The following is a 15238-nucleotide window of genomic DNA, read 5'->3' as shown; positions in this document are numbered from 1 at the left end:
TCGTGCGTCCCTGGGAACGTGCCGGTCATGCCCCTGGGGGCGTACCCCGCCTATGCGCCGGGGACGTGCCGGGTCAGCGGATCCGTGCCCGGTGCCGGGGCAGGAAGGTGAAGACCGCCCCGCCCAGCAGGATGACCGTCCCGGCGAGGATGCCGAGCGCGGTCAGCGCCCCGTGGTCGCTCGCGCCGGTCTGGGCGAGGCCGCCGCTGCTGCCGCTGCCGCCCGAGACACTGGCCGGCCCCGCCGCGCTCCCGCCGGAGGCCGCGGCGCCGCCCGTGGCGCCGCTGGACGTGCCGCCGGAGGTGCCGCCCTGCTGTGCCGAGGTGTCCAGGGCGAGCGAGACTCCCGGGTCCTTCTCCGGGGTGCAGGTGGTGGTCGTCCCGAGGGCATTGACGGTGAGCACGCCCGGGGTCAGCGTGGCCTTGCCGGTGGCACCCGGCTTGTAGGTGCCCTTCAGGTCGGGAATCGCTATCGGCTGCCCCGACTTGATCGGACCGGCGTTCGCCGGCCCCTCGACCTTCACCGCTCCCTTGTCCGCGCCACCGACCTTGACGTCCATCGACGGCTTGACCGCGCCCTTGGGGATGTCCGCCGGGCTGTCCATGACGGACTTGCCGAACTTCACCGTCAGGTCGTAACTGCCGGCCTTCTTCACCGCGTTGATCTGGACCGGAGAGGTCGCCTTCTTGTCCCCGATGGGCGTCTTGCAGGCGTACGGGACCAGTACTTCCTTGCCCTTGTACGCGGTGCCGTCGGGGTCGCCGCCGGAGCCTCCGGTGGTGGTGCCGCCGGACGAACCGGTGGTCGCACCGCCGTCGGTGCTGCCGGTGGTGGTGCCGGAGGTGGTCCCGCTGGTGGTTCCGCCGGTCGTGCCCGTCGTGGTCCCGGTAGTGGTGCCGCTCGTGGTCCCGCCGGTCGTGCCGGAGGTGGTGCCGCTCGTGGTGCCGGTGGTCGTCCCGCTTGTGGTGCCGCCGGAACCGGCCCCGCCGTCGGTCACCTTGATGGTGACCGCGGGCTGCACCGTCTCCTTGGGCGAGCACTTGGTGTCCGTCGAGATCGGCTTGTTGACGTTGATGTTGTACAAGCCGGGCGTCAGCGTGACCTCACCCGGCTTCGACAGCTTCAGCTTGCCCTTCATGTCGGACAGCTTCATCGGACTGCCCTTGGGGATCGGCGGGTTCTGCCGCGGCCCCTGCATGGCCAGATCGCCGGTCTGCGCCCCGGCCACCTTGATCGTGCCGGTCGGCTGGACGGTGTTCTCCCCGAGATCGAGGATGTCGGGGTTCTTCGAGGCCCCCTCCACCGTCTTCCAGACCACCTCGATCTCGTCGCCCACCTTGGCCGTCTCCGGCGCGCCGACCGCCACCTTCGTGGTGCCCTCGACCGGCGGCAGCCCCGATATCGGCGGCGGCAGACACTCCGTCTTGTACGACACCTCTGCGGCCTGGGCGGTCCCGGCCGCTGTCATGATGCCCGCACCTGCGAGCACCAGCGCGGCCGCCGAGGCCACCGCGGCTCTCCTCCGTTGCCTCATCACGCTGAACCTTTCGACGTCGGTCGTTCGGTTGATGTCGGTCGTTCGGTTGATGCGGTGGTGGACGGTGCGGTGTCCTGGGTGAACCACGGCAGCGCGGCACGGCCCCCCGGTGTACCGGGGCCGGCCGTGGAGCCCTCGCGCGCGGTCCGGTTCCTGAAGCGTGGTCCGATGCCGGCCGCGCGTGAGCGTGAGGCCGCCGGCGTACCTCCGGCCGACGAGGTGCGCCCGCTCCTGGACGTGCGTCCGGTCGTGGGCGTACGTCCGGTGGGCGTACCTCCTGCGCCGTGTCTGCGGGTGCCGCCCGTCCGGCGCGGGCGCACCCGGTCCACGAGCGCCATCCCGATGCGGAACACCGCCGTCGGGACCACCACGCACAGCAGCACCCAGAAGAGCGTCACGCCCCATGGCCTGCCGACTCCCCAGGGCTGCTCGGCCAGCACCTTGCCGCCGTATTCGAGCGAGACCAGATAGTCCCCGTGCGCACCGGCCGGCAGCTCGACCGGCAGCGTGACCTCGGCTTTCTTCCCGGCGGGTACGGTCCCCCGCCACTGCTGCTCCTCCCACTGCGGCGCGAAGACCCCGTGTGAGGTGCCGACCCGGAAGACAGGGTCCTTGGCCGGTGCCGGGCCGAGATTGCCGACCGTGAGGGTCAACCGGCGCTGTGCGGGGGCGCCGAACCAGGTCAGCAGGCCGCTGCTGCCCGCCAGCCGCGGCTGGGCGAGCACGGTCAGCCGGCCGCCGGTGCTCTCCACGGGCAGCGGCGCCACCGGGTGGCCCGCCACCGTGAAGGCGGCATCCGCTGCGGCAGCCTCACCGGTCACGGTCGCCGCATGCACCACACAAGGGCAGGGCTTGGGCGGCTCGGCGACCGGGAGGCTCCTGCGGAAGGCGCCCTGGGCGTCGGTGGTGACCGCCCGTCCGTCGCCGTTGGCACAGGAATTGGTACCGCCGATCATGTTCTGCCCGCAGATCAGCAGCGTGAGCAGCGCCTTGGGCCGCCAGCCACGGCCGGTCACGGTGAGCGAGCCGCCCTTGCCGGCTTCCTTCCGGGAGAGCTGGACGGTGGGATGCCCGTCCGCCGTGGTCGCGTACGGGGCCGCAGCGGGGGCGTACGGGGCCGCGGGCACGGCGGCGGCCGGAAGCGGGGCCGCCCCGAGCGCCAGGCAGAGGGCGAGTGCGGCCACCGCCCACCGCCCGGTCCGCCGTACGGCGCGGGCCGGCCGTACGGCGCGGGCCGCGCCCGAGCCGGTGGCCGTACGCGTCCCCATAGCCGTACGCGCCCCCGCAGCCGGACGCGCCACCCTCGTCTCTGACCCTGCCTCTCTCCCTGACCCTGCCTCTCTCCCTGACCCTGCCTCTCGCCCCACCCCTGTCCCTGCCGCTGTCCCCGTCCCCGCCTCTGTCCCCGTCTCGCCGTTCACGATCGCGCTCCCGGTCCGGTACTCGCCAACTGCCCCGCCGCGTCCGTCCTTCCGCCCTCGGACGGCCGCGCGTCCCCGGCCGTCTCCGGCGCGCTCTTCGTGCCCCGTACACCGCCCGCGCCCGTGCCGCGACGCCGTCGGCGCAGGACCACCAGACCGCCCCCGCCCGCCGCCAGGAGGACGGCCGGCCCGGCCACCACACCCCAGGGGACCGCGGTATACGTCGCGGTGGCGGACCCGTGGGCGCCGCCGCCCGCCGTCACCACGAGCCGTACGTCCGCCGCGTCCAGACCGGGCGGGTCAGCCCATTTCTCCGTCAGATCGACGCTCTGGCCGGGCCGCAGCGCGACCGGCAGAGTGCGGGTGGCCCGCCGCAGCACGGGGCCGAAGAGCCCGTCGGCATGCACCGCCAGCCGCGGGGTGAGCACCGTGTTGCCGCGGTTGACCAGCGTGTACCGGATGACCGCCGCACCGCCCCGCTCTCCCCGTCCGCCCGGCCCACCCCGTCCGCCCACCGACACGTTCTCGACGCTCAGTGCGGACAACGCCGCCCCGGTCACCCGCAGATGGACCGGTACGGCGCCCCGGCCGCCCGCGCCGCTCCCCCGGCCGCCGGTGGCGCGCAGCGAGCCGGAGCGCTCACCGGGGGCGGCGTCGCGCGGCACGGTCACCGTGAACGGCACACTCGCCCGGGTGCGCGGCGGAACCTTCACCTCCGTCGAGGCGAGCGTCAGCCATGCGCCGGGCGTGGAGCCGCGCAGCCGTACGGTGACGGTGTGGCCGGTGGGGTTGCTCAGGGACAGCCGGTCGCTGATGACGGTGCCCGGCGCGCCCTCCAGGTAGAAGTACGGGCGGTCCGGTGTACCGGGCGCGGCGCCGTCACCGGGCGCGGGCGCCGCGGACCAGCCCGGTGGCGCCGGGGCGGCGGCCGGCCGGGCCGCGGCCGCGGCGGAGCACGGCAGCACGGCGGCGGTCGCGAGGACCACGCCGCTGACCGCTGTGCGGGTACGGAAGGGCATCGGCGGCTCCTGGCGCGAGGGGGCCTCCCCATGCCGGCCGGGCACGGGGAGGGCGGAGGACGACGGTGCGCCGGGCGGGTCCTGGCGCCCCACGCGGCGCGTCACACCCGCTGGTGACGGCGGGTCAGCCAGAGCGCACCGGCCGCACCGGCCAGCAGCACGGTGCCGCCGAGGGTGCCCAGCGCGAGGAAGGAGTCCGCGGGTCCGGTCTGCGGCAGTTGCCCGCCCGAGGAGCCGCCGCCGGTCGCAGCAGCGCCGGTGCTTCCCGAGGAGCCGCCCGAGCCGCCGCCCGAGCCGCCGGTCCCCTTCACGTCCAGGGTCAGCGAGGGCTTGGGGTGGTTGGCGGGCGTGCAGGTGGTGGTGGTGCCCAGCGCCTTGATGGTGAGCGTGGAGGCGGTGAAGGTCACCTTGCCGCTGCCCTTGGGGGTGTACGTACCGCTCAAGTCACTGATCTTGATGGGGGTGTTGGCCGGAACGGCCTGGTCGTTGGGCGGCCCGGTGACCGGCACCGTACCGCTCTCCGCACCGCCCAGTGTGATCAGCGCGCTCGGCTTCATGGCGCCCTTGCCCAGCTCGACGGGGCTGGAGGAGACGCCCTTGCGGAAGGACATGACGAGCTTGTACGCACCACCGCTCTGGGTGCTCGTGATGTCGATGGGCGAGACCGCGCCCTTGCTGCCGATCGGCGTTTTGCACTGGTAGTTGACGTCGACGACCTCGGCATGGGCAGCCGGTGCGGTGAGCATCACCGCGGACCCCGCCGCCATCGCCACGGCCGCGGCGAGACCGGCCGCCCGGCCCGGGCGCCTGCCGTGCTGTTCGTAGAAGCGGTCCACCTCGGATTCCCCTTCTCCCGGTGAGCGCACCGCCGGACGTTACTGACGGCACATCAGATTGGCCGCTCAAGGTACGCCGGGGACCTTGCCGAGGGAAGGCAATGCACAGCCCCGATCGGCCCGGGGCAGAGCGCGGCGGGGAATTCCGGCCTCGGCACACCATCCGGACACGACAAAGCGCGGGCCCGCGGGCCCGCGCTCAGCTCTTCTCTTCCCCGGCGGCGTCCGCCCGCCCTTCAGGACGGCGCGGCGAGCTCCGCCCAGACGGTCTTGCCCGTGCCGTCGGCGTTGCGCACCACGCCCCAGTCCAGGCACAGGCGCTGCACGATGAACATGCCGTGACCGCCGGGACGGCCCGGACGGTGCGGGCTGCGCGGCGCCGGCGAGCCCGCACCGAGGTCGCTGACCTCCAGGCGCAGCACTTTGCCGGCCCAGCGCAACCGCAGCTCCTCGGGCCCTTCGGCATGCAGGCAGGCGTTGGTGACCAGTTCCGAGACGACGAGCAGCACATCCTCGGCCGCGGCACGCCGGTCGGCGCTCGCGGCCGGCAGCCAGCCCCAGTCGTGCAGCGCCTGCCGGGCGAAGTCACGGCCACGCGCCACGGCCCCTCGGGTGCCCGCCAGGCGCAGCCGGCGGATCTGACCCACCGGGGTGGCGGCAGCCGGGGCGGCGGAAGCACCCGCGCCGCCCGGCTCCGGGCCGAGATCGCCCGGCGGATACGGCCGGGTGGTGCTCATCAGCGCTTCACCTCACCGATTCGCCTGTTCACGGAAAACAGATACTGACTGATTCAACGGATTCAGATGTCTCCTGCCCGACCGGACCGTGAGAACACCCACTTCTTGGGTACGGAAGTTGTGACACGGACTACGTGCCCGGAACGCAGCGTTCCGGACACCGTCGCCCTGTCAGTCGGCCAGGGCCGCGTCGAGGGAGTCGTGCACCGTGAAAACCGCCTCGGCGCCGGTGATCTCGAAGACCCGGGCGACTACCGGCTGCATTCCGGCCAAGTGGACTCCGCCCCCCTCGGCTTCCGCCTTCAGGCGGGCGCCGAGCAACACATTGAGGCCGGTGGAGTCCATGAACTCAAGGGGTGAGCAGTCCACCACCAGGCGTGCGTATCCGTCGTCCACACAGCCTTCGAGTGACTCACGCAACAGATCTGCGGTGTGGTGATCGAGCTCACCCGAAACCGTCACGACCGCGCTGGCGCCGTGATGGCGGATCTCGACATGAAGCCGGCCCCGGCTTGCACTGCCGACCGTCCCGCGGTCCATGCGCGCGCACCTCTCCTGCTGTCTAGACGACTGTTTGCTTACCTACTGCGCTCGTGCGAACCCTACGCCTTCCCGACCCCTCTCGGTAGCCGAACAATCCGCGTATTGCCCAATATATGGACAACGCGTACTTGCCATCTTCAGGCAAAGCCAGGTAGGCGTAGAAGCACACATTCGAAACGGCCGGCTTTGGAGGCGCCGCACACCGCAGCTTCGTGTAGAGGCATCGGCAGCCATATGCCGAGAACGATGGAGGAGACCATGTCACCCCGGCTCGACGAATTGCGCACCGAAGACCACCGGCAGCCCGCATCGTCGACACCCCCGTCCGACCCGACCGGACAGATCCCTTCCCAGTTGCTCCCCGCCGAATCCGATCCGGCGGTAATGACTGAGATCGAGGGACTGCCCGAGATCCCGCCGTTCGACGAGGTGGGCCCGGTGGACGCGAGGGCTCTGTCCAAGACTCTCTTCGAGCGTCTCGAGACGCTTGAGGAAGGCACCCACGAATTCGCGTACGTCCGCAACACTCTGGTCGAGCTCAACCTCGCGCTGGTGAAGTTCGCGGCCTCCCGGTTCCGCTCCCGCAGCGAGCCCATGGAGGACATCGTCCAGGTCGGCACCATCGGCCTGATCAAGGCGATCGACCGCTTCGAGATCAGCCGTGGCGTCGAGTTCCCGACGTTCGCCATGCCGACCATCGTCGGTGAGATCAAGCGCTTCTTCCGTGACACCAGCTGGTCGGTGCGGGTACCGCGGCGTCTGCAGGAGCTGCGGCTGGACCTCGCCAAGGCGGGCGACGAACTGGCGCAGAAGCTGGACCGCGCCCCCACGGTGCACGAACTCGCCACCCGCCTCGACATCAGCCGTGACGAGGTCGTCGAGGGCATGGCCGCGAGCAACGCGTACACCGCGAGCTCGCTGGACGCCCAGCCCGAGGAGGACGACAGCGAAGGCGCGCTGGCGGACCGCATCGGCTACGAGGACCACGGGCTCGAAGGCATCGAGTACGTCGAATCCCTCAAGCCGCTGATCGCCGAACTCCCGCCGCGCGACCGGAAGATCCTCTCGCTGCGCTTCGTCGCCAATATGACGCAGTCCGAGATCGGCGAAGAGCTGGGCATCTCCCAGATGCACGTCTCCCGTCTGCTCTCCCGCACCCTCGTGCGGCTCCGCAAGGGGCTGATGGTCGAGGAGTGAGGGACCGCGGTCCCTGCCGGTCCGCGCGGCCGGCAGTCGCCCGCGCAAAGGAGGGCCTGCCCCGGGGTTGCTCGGGACGGGCCCTCTCTTGCTGGTGCCGGGAGCTGTCTCTCACCGGTGCCGGAATGCCGTCCGCGCCGGCTCGGTGAGCCGGCGCGGAGATCAGTGCGGGCGGGCGGGCGTCAGACGCGCACGCCCTTGTGCCACACGGCCGAGACGAGCGGGACGCCCGGCCGGTAGGCGAGGTGGACGTGTGAGGGCGCGTCCAGGAGGGCGAGGTCGGCGCGGGCGCCGGGCGCGATCCGTCCGACGTCCGTACGGCGCAGGGCACGCGCGCCGCCCGCGGTCGCCGACCACACCGCCTCGTCGGGCGTCATCCCCATGTCACGGACCGCCAGCGCGATGCAGAACGGCATGGAACTGGTGAAGGACGAGCCGGGGTTGCAGTCGGTGGACAGCGCGACGGTGGCGCCGGCGTCGAGCAGCGGGCGGGCGTCGGGCCACCGGGCGCGGGTGGAGAACTCGGCGCCCGGCAGGAGGGTGGCGACGGTGTCGGAGTGCGCCAGGGCGTCGATGTCGGCCGCGTCGAGGTGGGTGCAGTGGTCGGCGGAGGCGGCGCCGAGTTCGACGGCGAGCTGGACGCCGGGGCCGTGGCCGAGCTGGTTGGCGTGCACCCGCGGCACCAGGCCCCTGGCCTTGCCCGCGGTGAGGACGGCCCGGGCCTGGTCGCCGTCGAAGGCGCCCCGCTCGCAGAAGACGTCGACCCAGCGGGCGTGCGGGGCGCAGGCGTCCAGCATCGGGCCGGTGACGAGGTCGACGTAGCCGGCCGGATCGTCGGCGTAGTCGGGCGAGACGATGTGCGCCCCGAGGAAGGTGACCTCGTCGGTGTGTTCGGCGGCGATGCGCAGCGCGCGGGCCTCGTCCTCGACGGTGAGCCCGTAGCCGGACTTGGTCTCCTGGGTGGTGGTGCCCTGGCGCAGCGCCTCGGCGAGGTAGCGGGCGACGTTGGCGTGCAGCGCCTCGTCGCTGGCGGCGCGGGTGGCGGCGACCGTGGTGCGGATGCCGCCTGCGGAGTAGGCGCGGCCGGACATCCGGGCGTTGAACTCCGCGGTGCGGTCGCCGGCGAAGACCAGGTGGGAGTGGGAGTCGACGAAGCCGGGGATGCCCGCCCGGCCGTCCGCGTCGACGGCGTTGTCAGTGGCGGGTGCTTTGCTGGAGGCACCGACCCAGGCGATGCGGTCGCCGTCGATGACGACCGTGGCGTCCTGGATCAGACCGAGGGGGCCTTCACCGAGGGAGGGGTCGTTGGTGACGAGCTGGGAGATGTGGGTGATGGCGGTGGTGGTCGGCGTGGAGGTCGGCGTGGAGGTCGTCGTCATCGCGGGGGTGTTCTCCTTCAGCCGCGTACCGCGGCGATGGACTCTGCGAGGGCGGTGGGTACGTCGGGGACAAGGGTGTGCACACCGTCCCGGACGATCTGCCGGCCGCCGACCACGGTGTGCCGTACGTCCGCCGCGGAGGCGGCGAATACGGCCGTTTCGGCGGCCAGCCGGGGCGCTGGTCCGGCGGTGCGTACGGAGTCCAGTGCGATCGTGGTGAGGTCGGCGAGCGCGCCGGCCTCCAGGGCACCGGCGTCGTCCCAGCCCAGGGCGGCATGGCCGTCGGCGGTCGCGGCGCGCAGCAGGGCGGCGGCCGTCCAGTGCCCGCGGGTGCGGGTGCGCAGCCGCTCGTCCAGCTCCATGGCCCGGGCCTCTTCGAGCAGGTCGATGACGGCGTGGCTGTCGCTGCCGAGGGACAGCGTGCTGCCGCGGCCCTGGAGCCGGGCGGCCGGGCCGATGCCGTCGGCCAGATCGCGTTCGGTGGTGGGACACATGCACACGCCCGTGTGGGAGCCGCCGAGCAGCTCGATGTCCTCGGTGGTGAGGTGGGTGGCGTGCACGGCGGTGGTACGGCTGCCCAGCGCGCCGTGGTCGGCCAGCAGCCGGGTGGGGGTGCAGCCGTGGGCCTCGCGGCAGGCGTCGTTCTCGGCGGTCTGTTCCGAGAGGTGGACGTGCAGCGGGGCCTGCCGCTGACGGGCCCAGTCCGCGACGGTGCCGAGCTGGTCCGCGGGGACGGCGCGTACGGAGTGGATGGCGGCGCCGATGCGGGCGTGGGCACGTTCCTTGAGCGCGTCGGCGCGTTCGGCCCAGCGCTCGGCGGTGTCGTCGCAGAAGCGCAGTTGGTGGTGGTCGGGCGGGGCGCCGAAACCGGCCGAGAGATAGGCCGTGTCCAGGAGGGTGATCCGGATGCCGGCGTCGGCGGCTGCGGCGATCAGCGCCTCGCCCATGGCGTTGGGGTCGTCGTAGCGGGTGCCGCCCGGCGCGTGGTGGAGGTAGTGGAATTCGCCGACGCAGGTGATGCCGGCCAGCGCCATCTCGGCGTAGGCGGCGCGGGCGAGGGCGTAATAGGTGTCGGGGGTGAGCCGGTCGGCGACGCTGTACATCACCTCGCGCCAGGTCCAGAAGGTGCCGGTGCCGACCTGGACGACGCCGCGCAGGGCGCGGTGGAAGGCGTGCGAGTGGGCGTTGGCGAGGCCGGGGAGGGTCAGGCCGCGCAGCGTGGTGGCGCCGGGCGGCGGGGTGTCCGTACCCGTGCGGACGGCGGTGATCCGGCCGTCCGCGGTGTCCACCGTCACGCCCGGCTCGGCGTGGGTGCCGAGCCAGGCGTGTTCGAGCCAGTACGTCGTCGGTGTTGCCTGCGTCGTCAGCGGCACGCCAGCCCCTCCAGTACGTCGGCGAGTGCGGTGACCCCGGCGGTGCAGTCGTCCTCGTCCGCCGCCTCGGCGGGCGAGTGCGACACCCCGGTGGGGTTGCGGACGAACAGCATCGCGGTGGGCACCGTTCCGGACAAAATACCCGCGTCGTGCCCGGCGCCGGTGCCCAGGACGGGCACGGTCCGCTCCCCCGACTTGCCGAGGATCGCACTCAGCTCGTCCCGCAGGGCGTGCTGGAACTCCACGACGGGGGTGAAGGATTCGCGGACGACGGCCAGATCCACCCCGTCGCGGGCGGCGCGCTCGGCGGCGGCCCGCTCGATCCCGGTGATCACGGTGTCCAGGGTGTCCTGGTCGGGGGCGCGGGAGTCCAGCCAGCCGCGGACCAGCGAGGGGATGGCGTTGACGCCGTTGGGCTCCACGCTGATCTTCCCGAAGGTGGCCACCGCACCGGCCAGCCGGGCCTGCTCGCGGGCGGCGAGCACGGTCGCGGCGTAGCTGAGCATCGGGTCCCGGCGGTCCTCCAGCCGGGTGGTGCCGGCGTGGTTGGCCTCGCCGTGGAAGTCGTAGCGCCAGCGGCCGTGCGGCCAGATGGCGGAGGCGATGCCGACCGGATCGCCGGACAGGTCCAGGGCTCGGCCCTGCTCGACGTGCAGTTCGACGAACGCGCCGATCCGGGCGAGCCGTTCGGGGTCCGGGCCGATGGCCTCCGGGTCGTATCCGGCGCGCTCCATGGCCTGCGGGAGGGTGACGCCCTCGCCGTCGCGCAGCCGGTGCGCGGCCTCGGGGGTCAGTGCCCCGGCCGCGAGCCGGGAGCCGGTACAGGCCAGGCCGAAGCGGGCGCCTTCCTCGTCGCCGAAGTTGACGATCGCCAGGGGCTTGTCGAACTCCGCCCCCCTCCGGCGGAGTTCGTCGAGCGCGGCGAAGGAGGAGACGACACCCAGCGGGCCGTCGAAGGCGCCGCCGTCGGGCACGGAGTCCAGGTGCGAGCCGGTGACGACGGCCTCGCCCGGGTCCACGTCCTGGTAGCCGGTGGCGCCGAGCCAGGCCCACTGGTTGCCGTTGCGGTCCAGCTCGTAGGCGAGCCCGCGGGCCTCGGCCTGGTCCCGGAACCACGCGCGGCAGTCGGCGTCGGCCCCGGTCCAGGCGTAGCGGCGGTAGCCCCCGGAGGAGGAGTCGCGGCCCAGCGGCCGCAGCTCCTCCCACATCTCGTGGAACGAGGCGGTCACGCGTCCCCGCCTTCGCCCTCGCGCATCGGGATGCGGACGCCGCGCTCGGCGGCCACCTCGTCGGCCCGCTCGTAGCCCGCGTCGACGTGCCGGATGACGCCCATGCCGGGGTCGTTGGTGAGCACCCGGCGGATCTTCTCGCCGGCCAGCGGGGTGCCGTCGGCGACGGTGACCTGGCCGGCGTGGATCGAGCGGCCCATGCCGACGCCGCCGCCGTGGTGCAGCGAGACCCAGGAGGCGCCGGAGGCGACGTTGACCATGGCGTTGAGCAGCGGCCAGTCGGCGATCGCGTCCGAGCCGTCCTTCATGGCCTCGGTCTCGCGGTAGGGCGAGGCGACGGAGCCGCAGTCGAGGTGGTCGCGGCCGATGGCCAGCGGGGCCTGGAGCGTCCCGTCGGCGACCATCTCGTTGAAGCGCTCGCCGGCCTTGTCGCGCTCGCCGTAGCCGAGCCAGCAGATCCGGGCGGGCAGGCCCTGGAAGTGGACGCGCTCACCGGCCAGCTTGATCCAGCGGGCCAGCGACTCGTTCTCCGGGAAGAGGTCCAGGATCGCCTTGTCGGTCGCGGCGATGTCGCGGGCGTCGCCGGACAGCGCGGCCCAGCGGAACGGCCCCTTGCCCTCGGCGAACAGTGGCCGGATATAGGCAGGGACGAAGCCAGGGAAGGCGAAGGCGCGCTCGTATCCGGCGAGCTGGGCCTCGCCGCGGATCGAGTTGCCGTAGTCGAAGACCTCGGCGCCGGCGTCCATGAAGCCGACCATGGCCTCGACGTGCCGGGCCATCGACTCGCGGGCCCGCTGGGTGAAGTCGGCGGGCTTCTCGGCGGCGTAGGCGGCCATGTCGTCGAAGTCGATGCCGACCGGGAGGTAGGCCAGCGGGTCGTGGGCGCTGGTCTGGTCGGTGACGATGTCGATCGGCGCGCCCTCGGCGAGCATCTGCGGCAGCAGTTCGGCGGCGTTGCCGAGCAGGCCGATGGAGAGCGGCTTGCGCCGGTCGCGGGCCTCGACGGCGAGCTGGAGGGCGTGCTGGAGGCTGTCGGCCTTCACGTCCAGGTAGCGGTGCTCGATCCGGCGCTCGATGGCGCGCGGGTCGACGTCGATGCAGATGGCGACGCCGTCGTTCATGGTGACGGCGAGCGGCTGGGCGCCGCCCATGCCGCCGAGGCCGGCGGTGAGCGTGATCGTCCCGGCCAGGGTGCCGCCGAACTTCTTCGCCGCGACGGCCGCGAAGGTCTCGTAGGTGCCCTGGAGGATGCCCTGGGTGCCGATGTAGATCCACGAACCGGCGGTCATCTGGCCGTACATGGTCAGCCCGAGGGCCTCCAGGCGGCGGAACTCCTCCCAGTTGGCCCAGTCGCCGACGAGGTTGGAGTTGGCGATGAGCACCCGCGGCGCCCACTCGTGGGTCTGCATCACGCCGACCGGCCGGCCGGACTGGACGAGCATCGTCTCGTCCTGCTTGAGCGTGGTGAGCGTGCGCACCATGGCGTCGAAGGAGCGCCAGTCACGTGCGGCCTTGCCCGTGCCGCCGTAGACGACGAGCTGGTCCGGGTGTTCGGCCACCTCCGGATCGAGGTTGTTCTGCAGCATGCGCAGCGCGGCTTCCTGCTGCCATCCCCGAGCACTCAGCTCCGTACCGCGCGGTGCCCGCACGGGTCGCGGTCCCGACATGGGCCGTGCCTCCCTGACGTCGAATGGATTGAGCTATTCACATATTGAGGTTGATGAATAGCCCTAGTCAACAGGGCGCGGTGGGCCGCCTGCCGCGAGCCGCACGAACCGGCCAACTCTCCGAGGATTTTTGACTTGCCTACCGGGAAAGTCTGCGCTAACTTTCCCAGTGGGCAAGTCAACGGGGAATCGTCCGGACCCGCCCCGTCCGGACCGCCTTGGGGAGGCGACGAACATGAGCACATCGGTGAATGCCGAACAGGCCTGGAAGGACCTGCAGCGCATCCGGGTACCGCAGGAGCGGGTGTACGACGAGATCGAGCGAACCGCCCGGAACGACTCGGGGTCGGCCTACACCACGGCCGCGGTCATGTGGGTGTTCGTCGCCGTATCGGGCCTCGATCTGCCCGGGTGGGCGTTCTGGCTGGCGCTTACGGTCTATGTCGCCCTGCTCGGCTCGCTGGCTGTGCTCTACAACCGCAGGACCCGGATGCGACTGCACCGCTCGCGCCACAGCTGGCGGTCGTTCGCCATCTTCTTCGCGGGCATGGCGGTGACCATGCTGACCATCCTGGGCTCCGGCCTGCTGGTCGACTGGCTGGCGCTGCCCTTCGGCAGCCTGATCCAGGCCACCGTCTCGGCGGGCACCTTCGCCCTCTTCGTCGGGCCGGCGAACCGCTGGGCGGTCGGCTCACTGCGCGACCGCGGCACGAGAACCCTCCGGAAGGAAGCAGTCCGATGAGCACCCCGAGCGGCTTCGACGAACTGATCCACCCCTCCACCCGGCTGTCGGTGGTGGCGCTGCTCGCCGCCACGGAGTGGGCCGACTTCCCCTTCATCCGCGACAGCCTCTCGCTCAGCGACTCCGCGCTCTCGAAGCAGCTGCACACCCTGGAAGAGGCGGAGTATCTGGAGATCCGCAAGGAGGGCGGCGGCCGCAAGCGGCGCACCAAGGTACGGCTGACGCACCGCGGCCGGACCGCCTTCGAGGGACATGTGGCCGCGCTGCGGGCCATCGTCGAGGGCGCGGGGCCCGCGGCGGCGCCCCCACCGGCTGCCGAATCCGCGGCATCGGCCCAGACCACGGCGGCGGCACCGGGGACAGGGCAACGGCAACAGCGCGCGAAGGCGAGCCGATGACGACAACCGAACAGCCGACCGTCCCCTCGTCCACGACCGCTTCACAACCGGCCGTCCCCCGGTCCACGACCGCGCCGACCGCCGCGGGACCGGCGGGATCCGCCGCCGGGCCCGTCATCCGGGTACGCGACATGAGGATGTCGTACGGGGACACACACGTCCTGCACGGCATCGATCTGGACATCCACCGCGGCGAGATCTTCGCGCTGCTCGGCCCCAACGGTGCGGGAAAGACCACCAGCGTCGAGATCCTGGAAGGCTTCCGGCAGCGCTCCGCCGGGGAGGTCACCGTCCTGGGGGCGGACCCGGCGCGCGGCGACGACGCCTGGCGTGCCCGGATCGGCCTGGTCCTGCAGTCCTGGCGCGACCACCGCCGCTGGCGGGTGGCCGAGCTGCTGAGGCACTTCGCCCTGTACTACCCCGCTCCCCGTGATCCCGCCGAGCTGCTGGCCCTGGTGGGCCTCGCCGAGCAGGCCGGGCAGCAGGTCGACCGGCTCTCCGGCGGTCAGCGCCGGCGCCTCGACGTGGCACTGGCGATCGTCGGCCGCCCGGAACTCCTCTTCCTGGACGAGCCGACCACCGGCTTCGACCCCGAGGCCCGGCGCGACTTCCACGACCTGGTCGAACGCCTCGCCCGTGACGAGGGCGTCACGGTCCTGCTCACCACCCACGACCTGGCGGAGGCCGAGCGGCTGGCCGACCGGATAGCCGTGCTGGTCAGCGGCCGGATCCGGGCCGGCGGCACCCCGGCGGAGCTGGCCCGTCGAGCGGCCGCGCAGGCCGAGGTCCGCTGGACGACGGCCGACGGCACGGCCCGCAGGGAACGTACCGAGGACCCTTCCCGGCTGGTCTGGGAGCTCCACCGGGACGCCCAGGGACCGGTGGCCGACCTGGAGGTCCGCCGCCCGACGCTGGAGGACACCTACCTGCACATGGTGCACCGGGAGGACGGAGCCGGGAGCGGGGACGGAGCCGGGGCGGGGGCAGGGATCAGGAGTGCCGGCGAGGCCGCGGCCTGGAGCGGGGAGGCCGCCAGCACAACAGCCTCGGGCGCAGAGCCCCCGGACGGGGAATCCTCGTTGGGCGGGGGATCCTCGTTGGACGGGGAATCCTCGTTGGGCGGGGAGAAGGAAGCATGAGGGGGACCGGAGTGAAGACTT

At 72.5% G+C, this 15238-nt stretch carries 14 protein-coding genes; 4 read left to right on the top strand and 10 right to left on the bottom strand.

Going from position 1 to position 15238, the window contains the following annotated elements; translation table 11 throughout:
- Nucleotides 1–73 precede the first annotated feature (73 nt).
- The 6 genes from D9V36_RS26965 to D9V36_RS26940 form a co-directional block, all read right to left on the bottom strand.
- On the bottom strand, nt 74–1534 hold the full coding sequence (locus D9V36_RS26965) for a hypothetical protein (RefSeq protein WP_129296025.1): 1461 nt from the start codon (nt 1532–1534) through the stop codon (nt 74–76).
- Nucleotides 1534–2805, bottom strand: coding sequence for a hypothetical protein (locus D9V36_RS26960; protein ID WP_241721053.1), 1272 nt, complete (start codon nt 2803–2805; stop codon nt 1534–1536). Before D9V36_RS26960 ends, D9V36_RS26965 begins: the two co-directional genes overlap by 1 nt.
- Nucleotides 2806–2954: 149 nt before the next feature.
- On the bottom strand, nt 2955–3977 hold the full coding sequence (locus tag D9V36_RS26955; RefSeq protein WP_129296024.1) for a COG1470 family protein: 1023 nt from the start codon (nt 3975–3977) through the stop codon (nt 2955–2957).
- A gap of 101 nt (nt 3978–4078) precedes the next feature.
- Nucleotides 4079–4813, bottom strand: coding sequence for an LPXTG cell wall anchor domain-containing protein (locus D9V36_RS26950; protein ID WP_129298716.1), 735 nt, complete (start codon nt 4811–4813; stop codon nt 4079–4081).
- A gap of 236 nt (nt 4814–5049) precedes the next feature.
- Nucleotides 5050–5550, bottom strand: coding sequence for an ATP-binding protein (locus D9V36_RS26945; protein ID WP_129296023.1), 501 nt, complete (start codon nt 5548–5550; stop codon nt 5050–5052).
- A gap of 171 nt (nt 5551–5721) precedes the next feature.
- On the bottom strand, nt 5722–6090 hold the full coding sequence (locus tag D9V36_RS26940) for an STAS domain-containing protein (protein WP_018093152.1): 369 nt from the start codon (nt 6088–6090) through the stop codon (nt 5722–5724).
- A 261-nt stretch (nt 6091–6351) separates the two neighbouring features.
- Between D9V36_RS26940 and D9V36_RS26935 the strand changes: the two genes are divergently transcribed.
- Nucleotides 6352–7290, top strand: a complete 939-nt coding sequence (locus tag D9V36_RS26935; RefSeq protein ID WP_129298715.1) for an RNA polymerase sigma factor SigF — start codon at nt 6352–6354, stop codon at nt 7288–7290.
- Between the two features lie 182 nt (nt 7291–7472).
- On the opposite strand, the gene hutI is transcribed toward D9V36_RS26935, so the two are convergent.
- From hutI to hutU, 4 genes are read right to left on the bottom strand one after another with little or no spacing between them, the layout of a single operon-like run.
- Nucleotides 7473–8669, bottom strand: coding sequence for an imidazolonepropionase (hutI, locus tag D9V36_RS26930; protein WP_129296022.1), 1197 nt, complete (start codon nt 8667–8669; stop codon nt 7473–7475).
- A 17-nt stretch (nt 8670–8686) separates the two neighbouring features.
- Nucleotides 8687–10042 (bottom strand): formimidoylglutamate deiminase, encoded by a 1356-nt coding sequence (locus D9V36_RS26925; RefSeq protein WP_164993040.1) that lies wholly within the window; start codon nt 10040–10042, stop codon nt 8687–8689.
- Nucleotides 10033–11250, bottom strand: a complete 1218-nt coding sequence (locus D9V36_RS26920) for an allantoate amidohydrolase (protein ID WP_241721355.1) — start codon at nt 11248–11250, stop codon at nt 10033–10035. The genes D9V36_RS26925 and D9V36_RS26920 overlap by 10 nt, the downstream gene beginning before the upstream one ends.
- 17 nt (nt 11251–11267) lie before the next feature.
- Nucleotides 11268–12938: a urocanate hydratase gene (gene hutU / locus D9V36_RS26915; RefSeq protein ID WP_129296020.1), complete on the bottom strand. Its 1671-nt coding sequence runs from the start codon at nt 12936–12938 to the stop codon at nt 11268–11270.
- 235 nt (nt 12939–13173) lie between these two features.
- Between hutU and D9V36_RS26910 the strand changes: the two genes are divergently transcribed.
- Genes D9V36_RS26910 through D9V36_RS26900 form a run of 3 tightly spaced genes read left to right on the top strand, consistent with a single transcriptional unit; the run spans nt 13174 to nt 15217 of the window.
- Nucleotides 13174–13680: a hypothetical protein gene (locus D9V36_RS26910; protein ID WP_129296019.1), complete on the top strand. Its 507-nt coding sequence runs from the start codon at nt 13174–13176 to the stop codon at nt 13678–13680.
- Entirely contained in the window at nt 13677–14078 is a 402-nt protein-coding gene (locus D9V36_RS26905; RefSeq protein ID WP_129296018.1) for a transcriptional regulator, read from the top strand. The genes D9V36_RS26910 and D9V36_RS26905 overlap by 4 nt, the downstream gene beginning before the upstream one ends.
- Entirely contained in the window at nt 14075–15217 is a 1143-nt protein-coding gene (locus D9V36_RS26900) for an ABC transporter ATP-binding protein (RefSeq protein WP_206739735.1), read from the top strand. Before D9V36_RS26905 ends, D9V36_RS26900 begins: the two co-directional genes overlap by 4 nt.
- The last annotated feature ends 21 nt before the right edge of the window (nt 15218–15238 follow it).

Source organism: Streptomyces lydicus (assembly GCF_004125265.1).
GTDB classification, from domain to species: Bacteria; Actinomycetota; Actinomycetes; order Streptomycetales; family Streptomycetaceae; genus Streptomyces; species Streptomyces lydicus_C.
This window is presented reverse-complemented; position numbering and strand designations above follow the sequence as displayed.

What these genes read in the sequence shown, in the direction of transcription:
- D9V36_RS26965 (WP_129296025.1), bottom strand. Translation starts at nt 1,534, where the DNA reads ATGAGGCAACGGAGGAGAGCCGCGGTGGCCTCGGCGGCCGCGCTGGTG.
- D9V36_RS26960 (WP_241721053.1), bottom strand. Translation starts at nt 2,805, where the DNA reads ATGGGGACGCGTACGGCCACCGGCTCGGGCGCGGCCCGCGCCGTACGG.
- D9V36_RS26955 (WP_129296024.1), bottom strand. Translation starts at nt 3,977, where the DNA reads ATGCCCTTCCGTACCCGCACAGCGGTCAGCGGCGTGGTCCTCGCGACC.
- D9V36_RS26945 (WP_129296023.1), bottom strand. Translation starts at nt 5,550, where the DNA reads ATGAGCACCACCCGGCCGTATCCGCCGGGCGATCTCGGCCCGGAGCCG.
- D9V36_RS26940 (WP_018093152.1), bottom strand. Translation starts at nt 6,090, where the DNA reads ATGGACCGCGGGACGGTCGGCAGTGCAAGCCGGGGCCGGCTTCATGTC.
- D9V36_RS26935 (WP_129298715.1), top strand. Translation starts at nt 6,352, where the DNA reads ATGTCACCCCGGCTCGACGAATTGCGCACCGAAGACCACCGGCAGCCC.
- hutI (WP_129296022.1), bottom strand. Translation starts at nt 8,669, where the DNA reads ATGACGACGACCTCCACGCCGACCTCCACGCCGACCACCACCGCCATC.
- D9V36_RS26920 (WP_241721355.1), bottom strand. Translation starts at nt 11,250, where the DNA reads ATGTGGGAGGAGCTGCGGCCGCTGGGCCGCGACTCCTCCTCCGGGGGC.
- hutU (WP_129296020.1), bottom strand. Translation starts at nt 12,938, where the DNA reads ATGTCGGGACCGCGACCCGTGCGGGCACCGCGCGGTACGGAGCTGAGT.
- D9V36_RS26910 (WP_129296019.1), top strand. Translation starts at nt 13,174, where the DNA reads ATGAGCACATCGGTGAATGCCGAACAGGCCTGGAAGGACCTGCAGCGC.
- D9V36_RS26905 (WP_129296018.1), top strand. Translation starts at nt 13,677, where the DNA reads ATGAGCACCCCGAGCGGCTTCGACGAACTGATCCACCCCTCCACCCGG.
- D9V36_RS26900 (WP_206739735.1), top strand. Translation starts at nt 14,075, where the DNA reads ATGACGACAACCGAACAGCCGACCGTCCCCTCGTCCACGACCGCTTCA.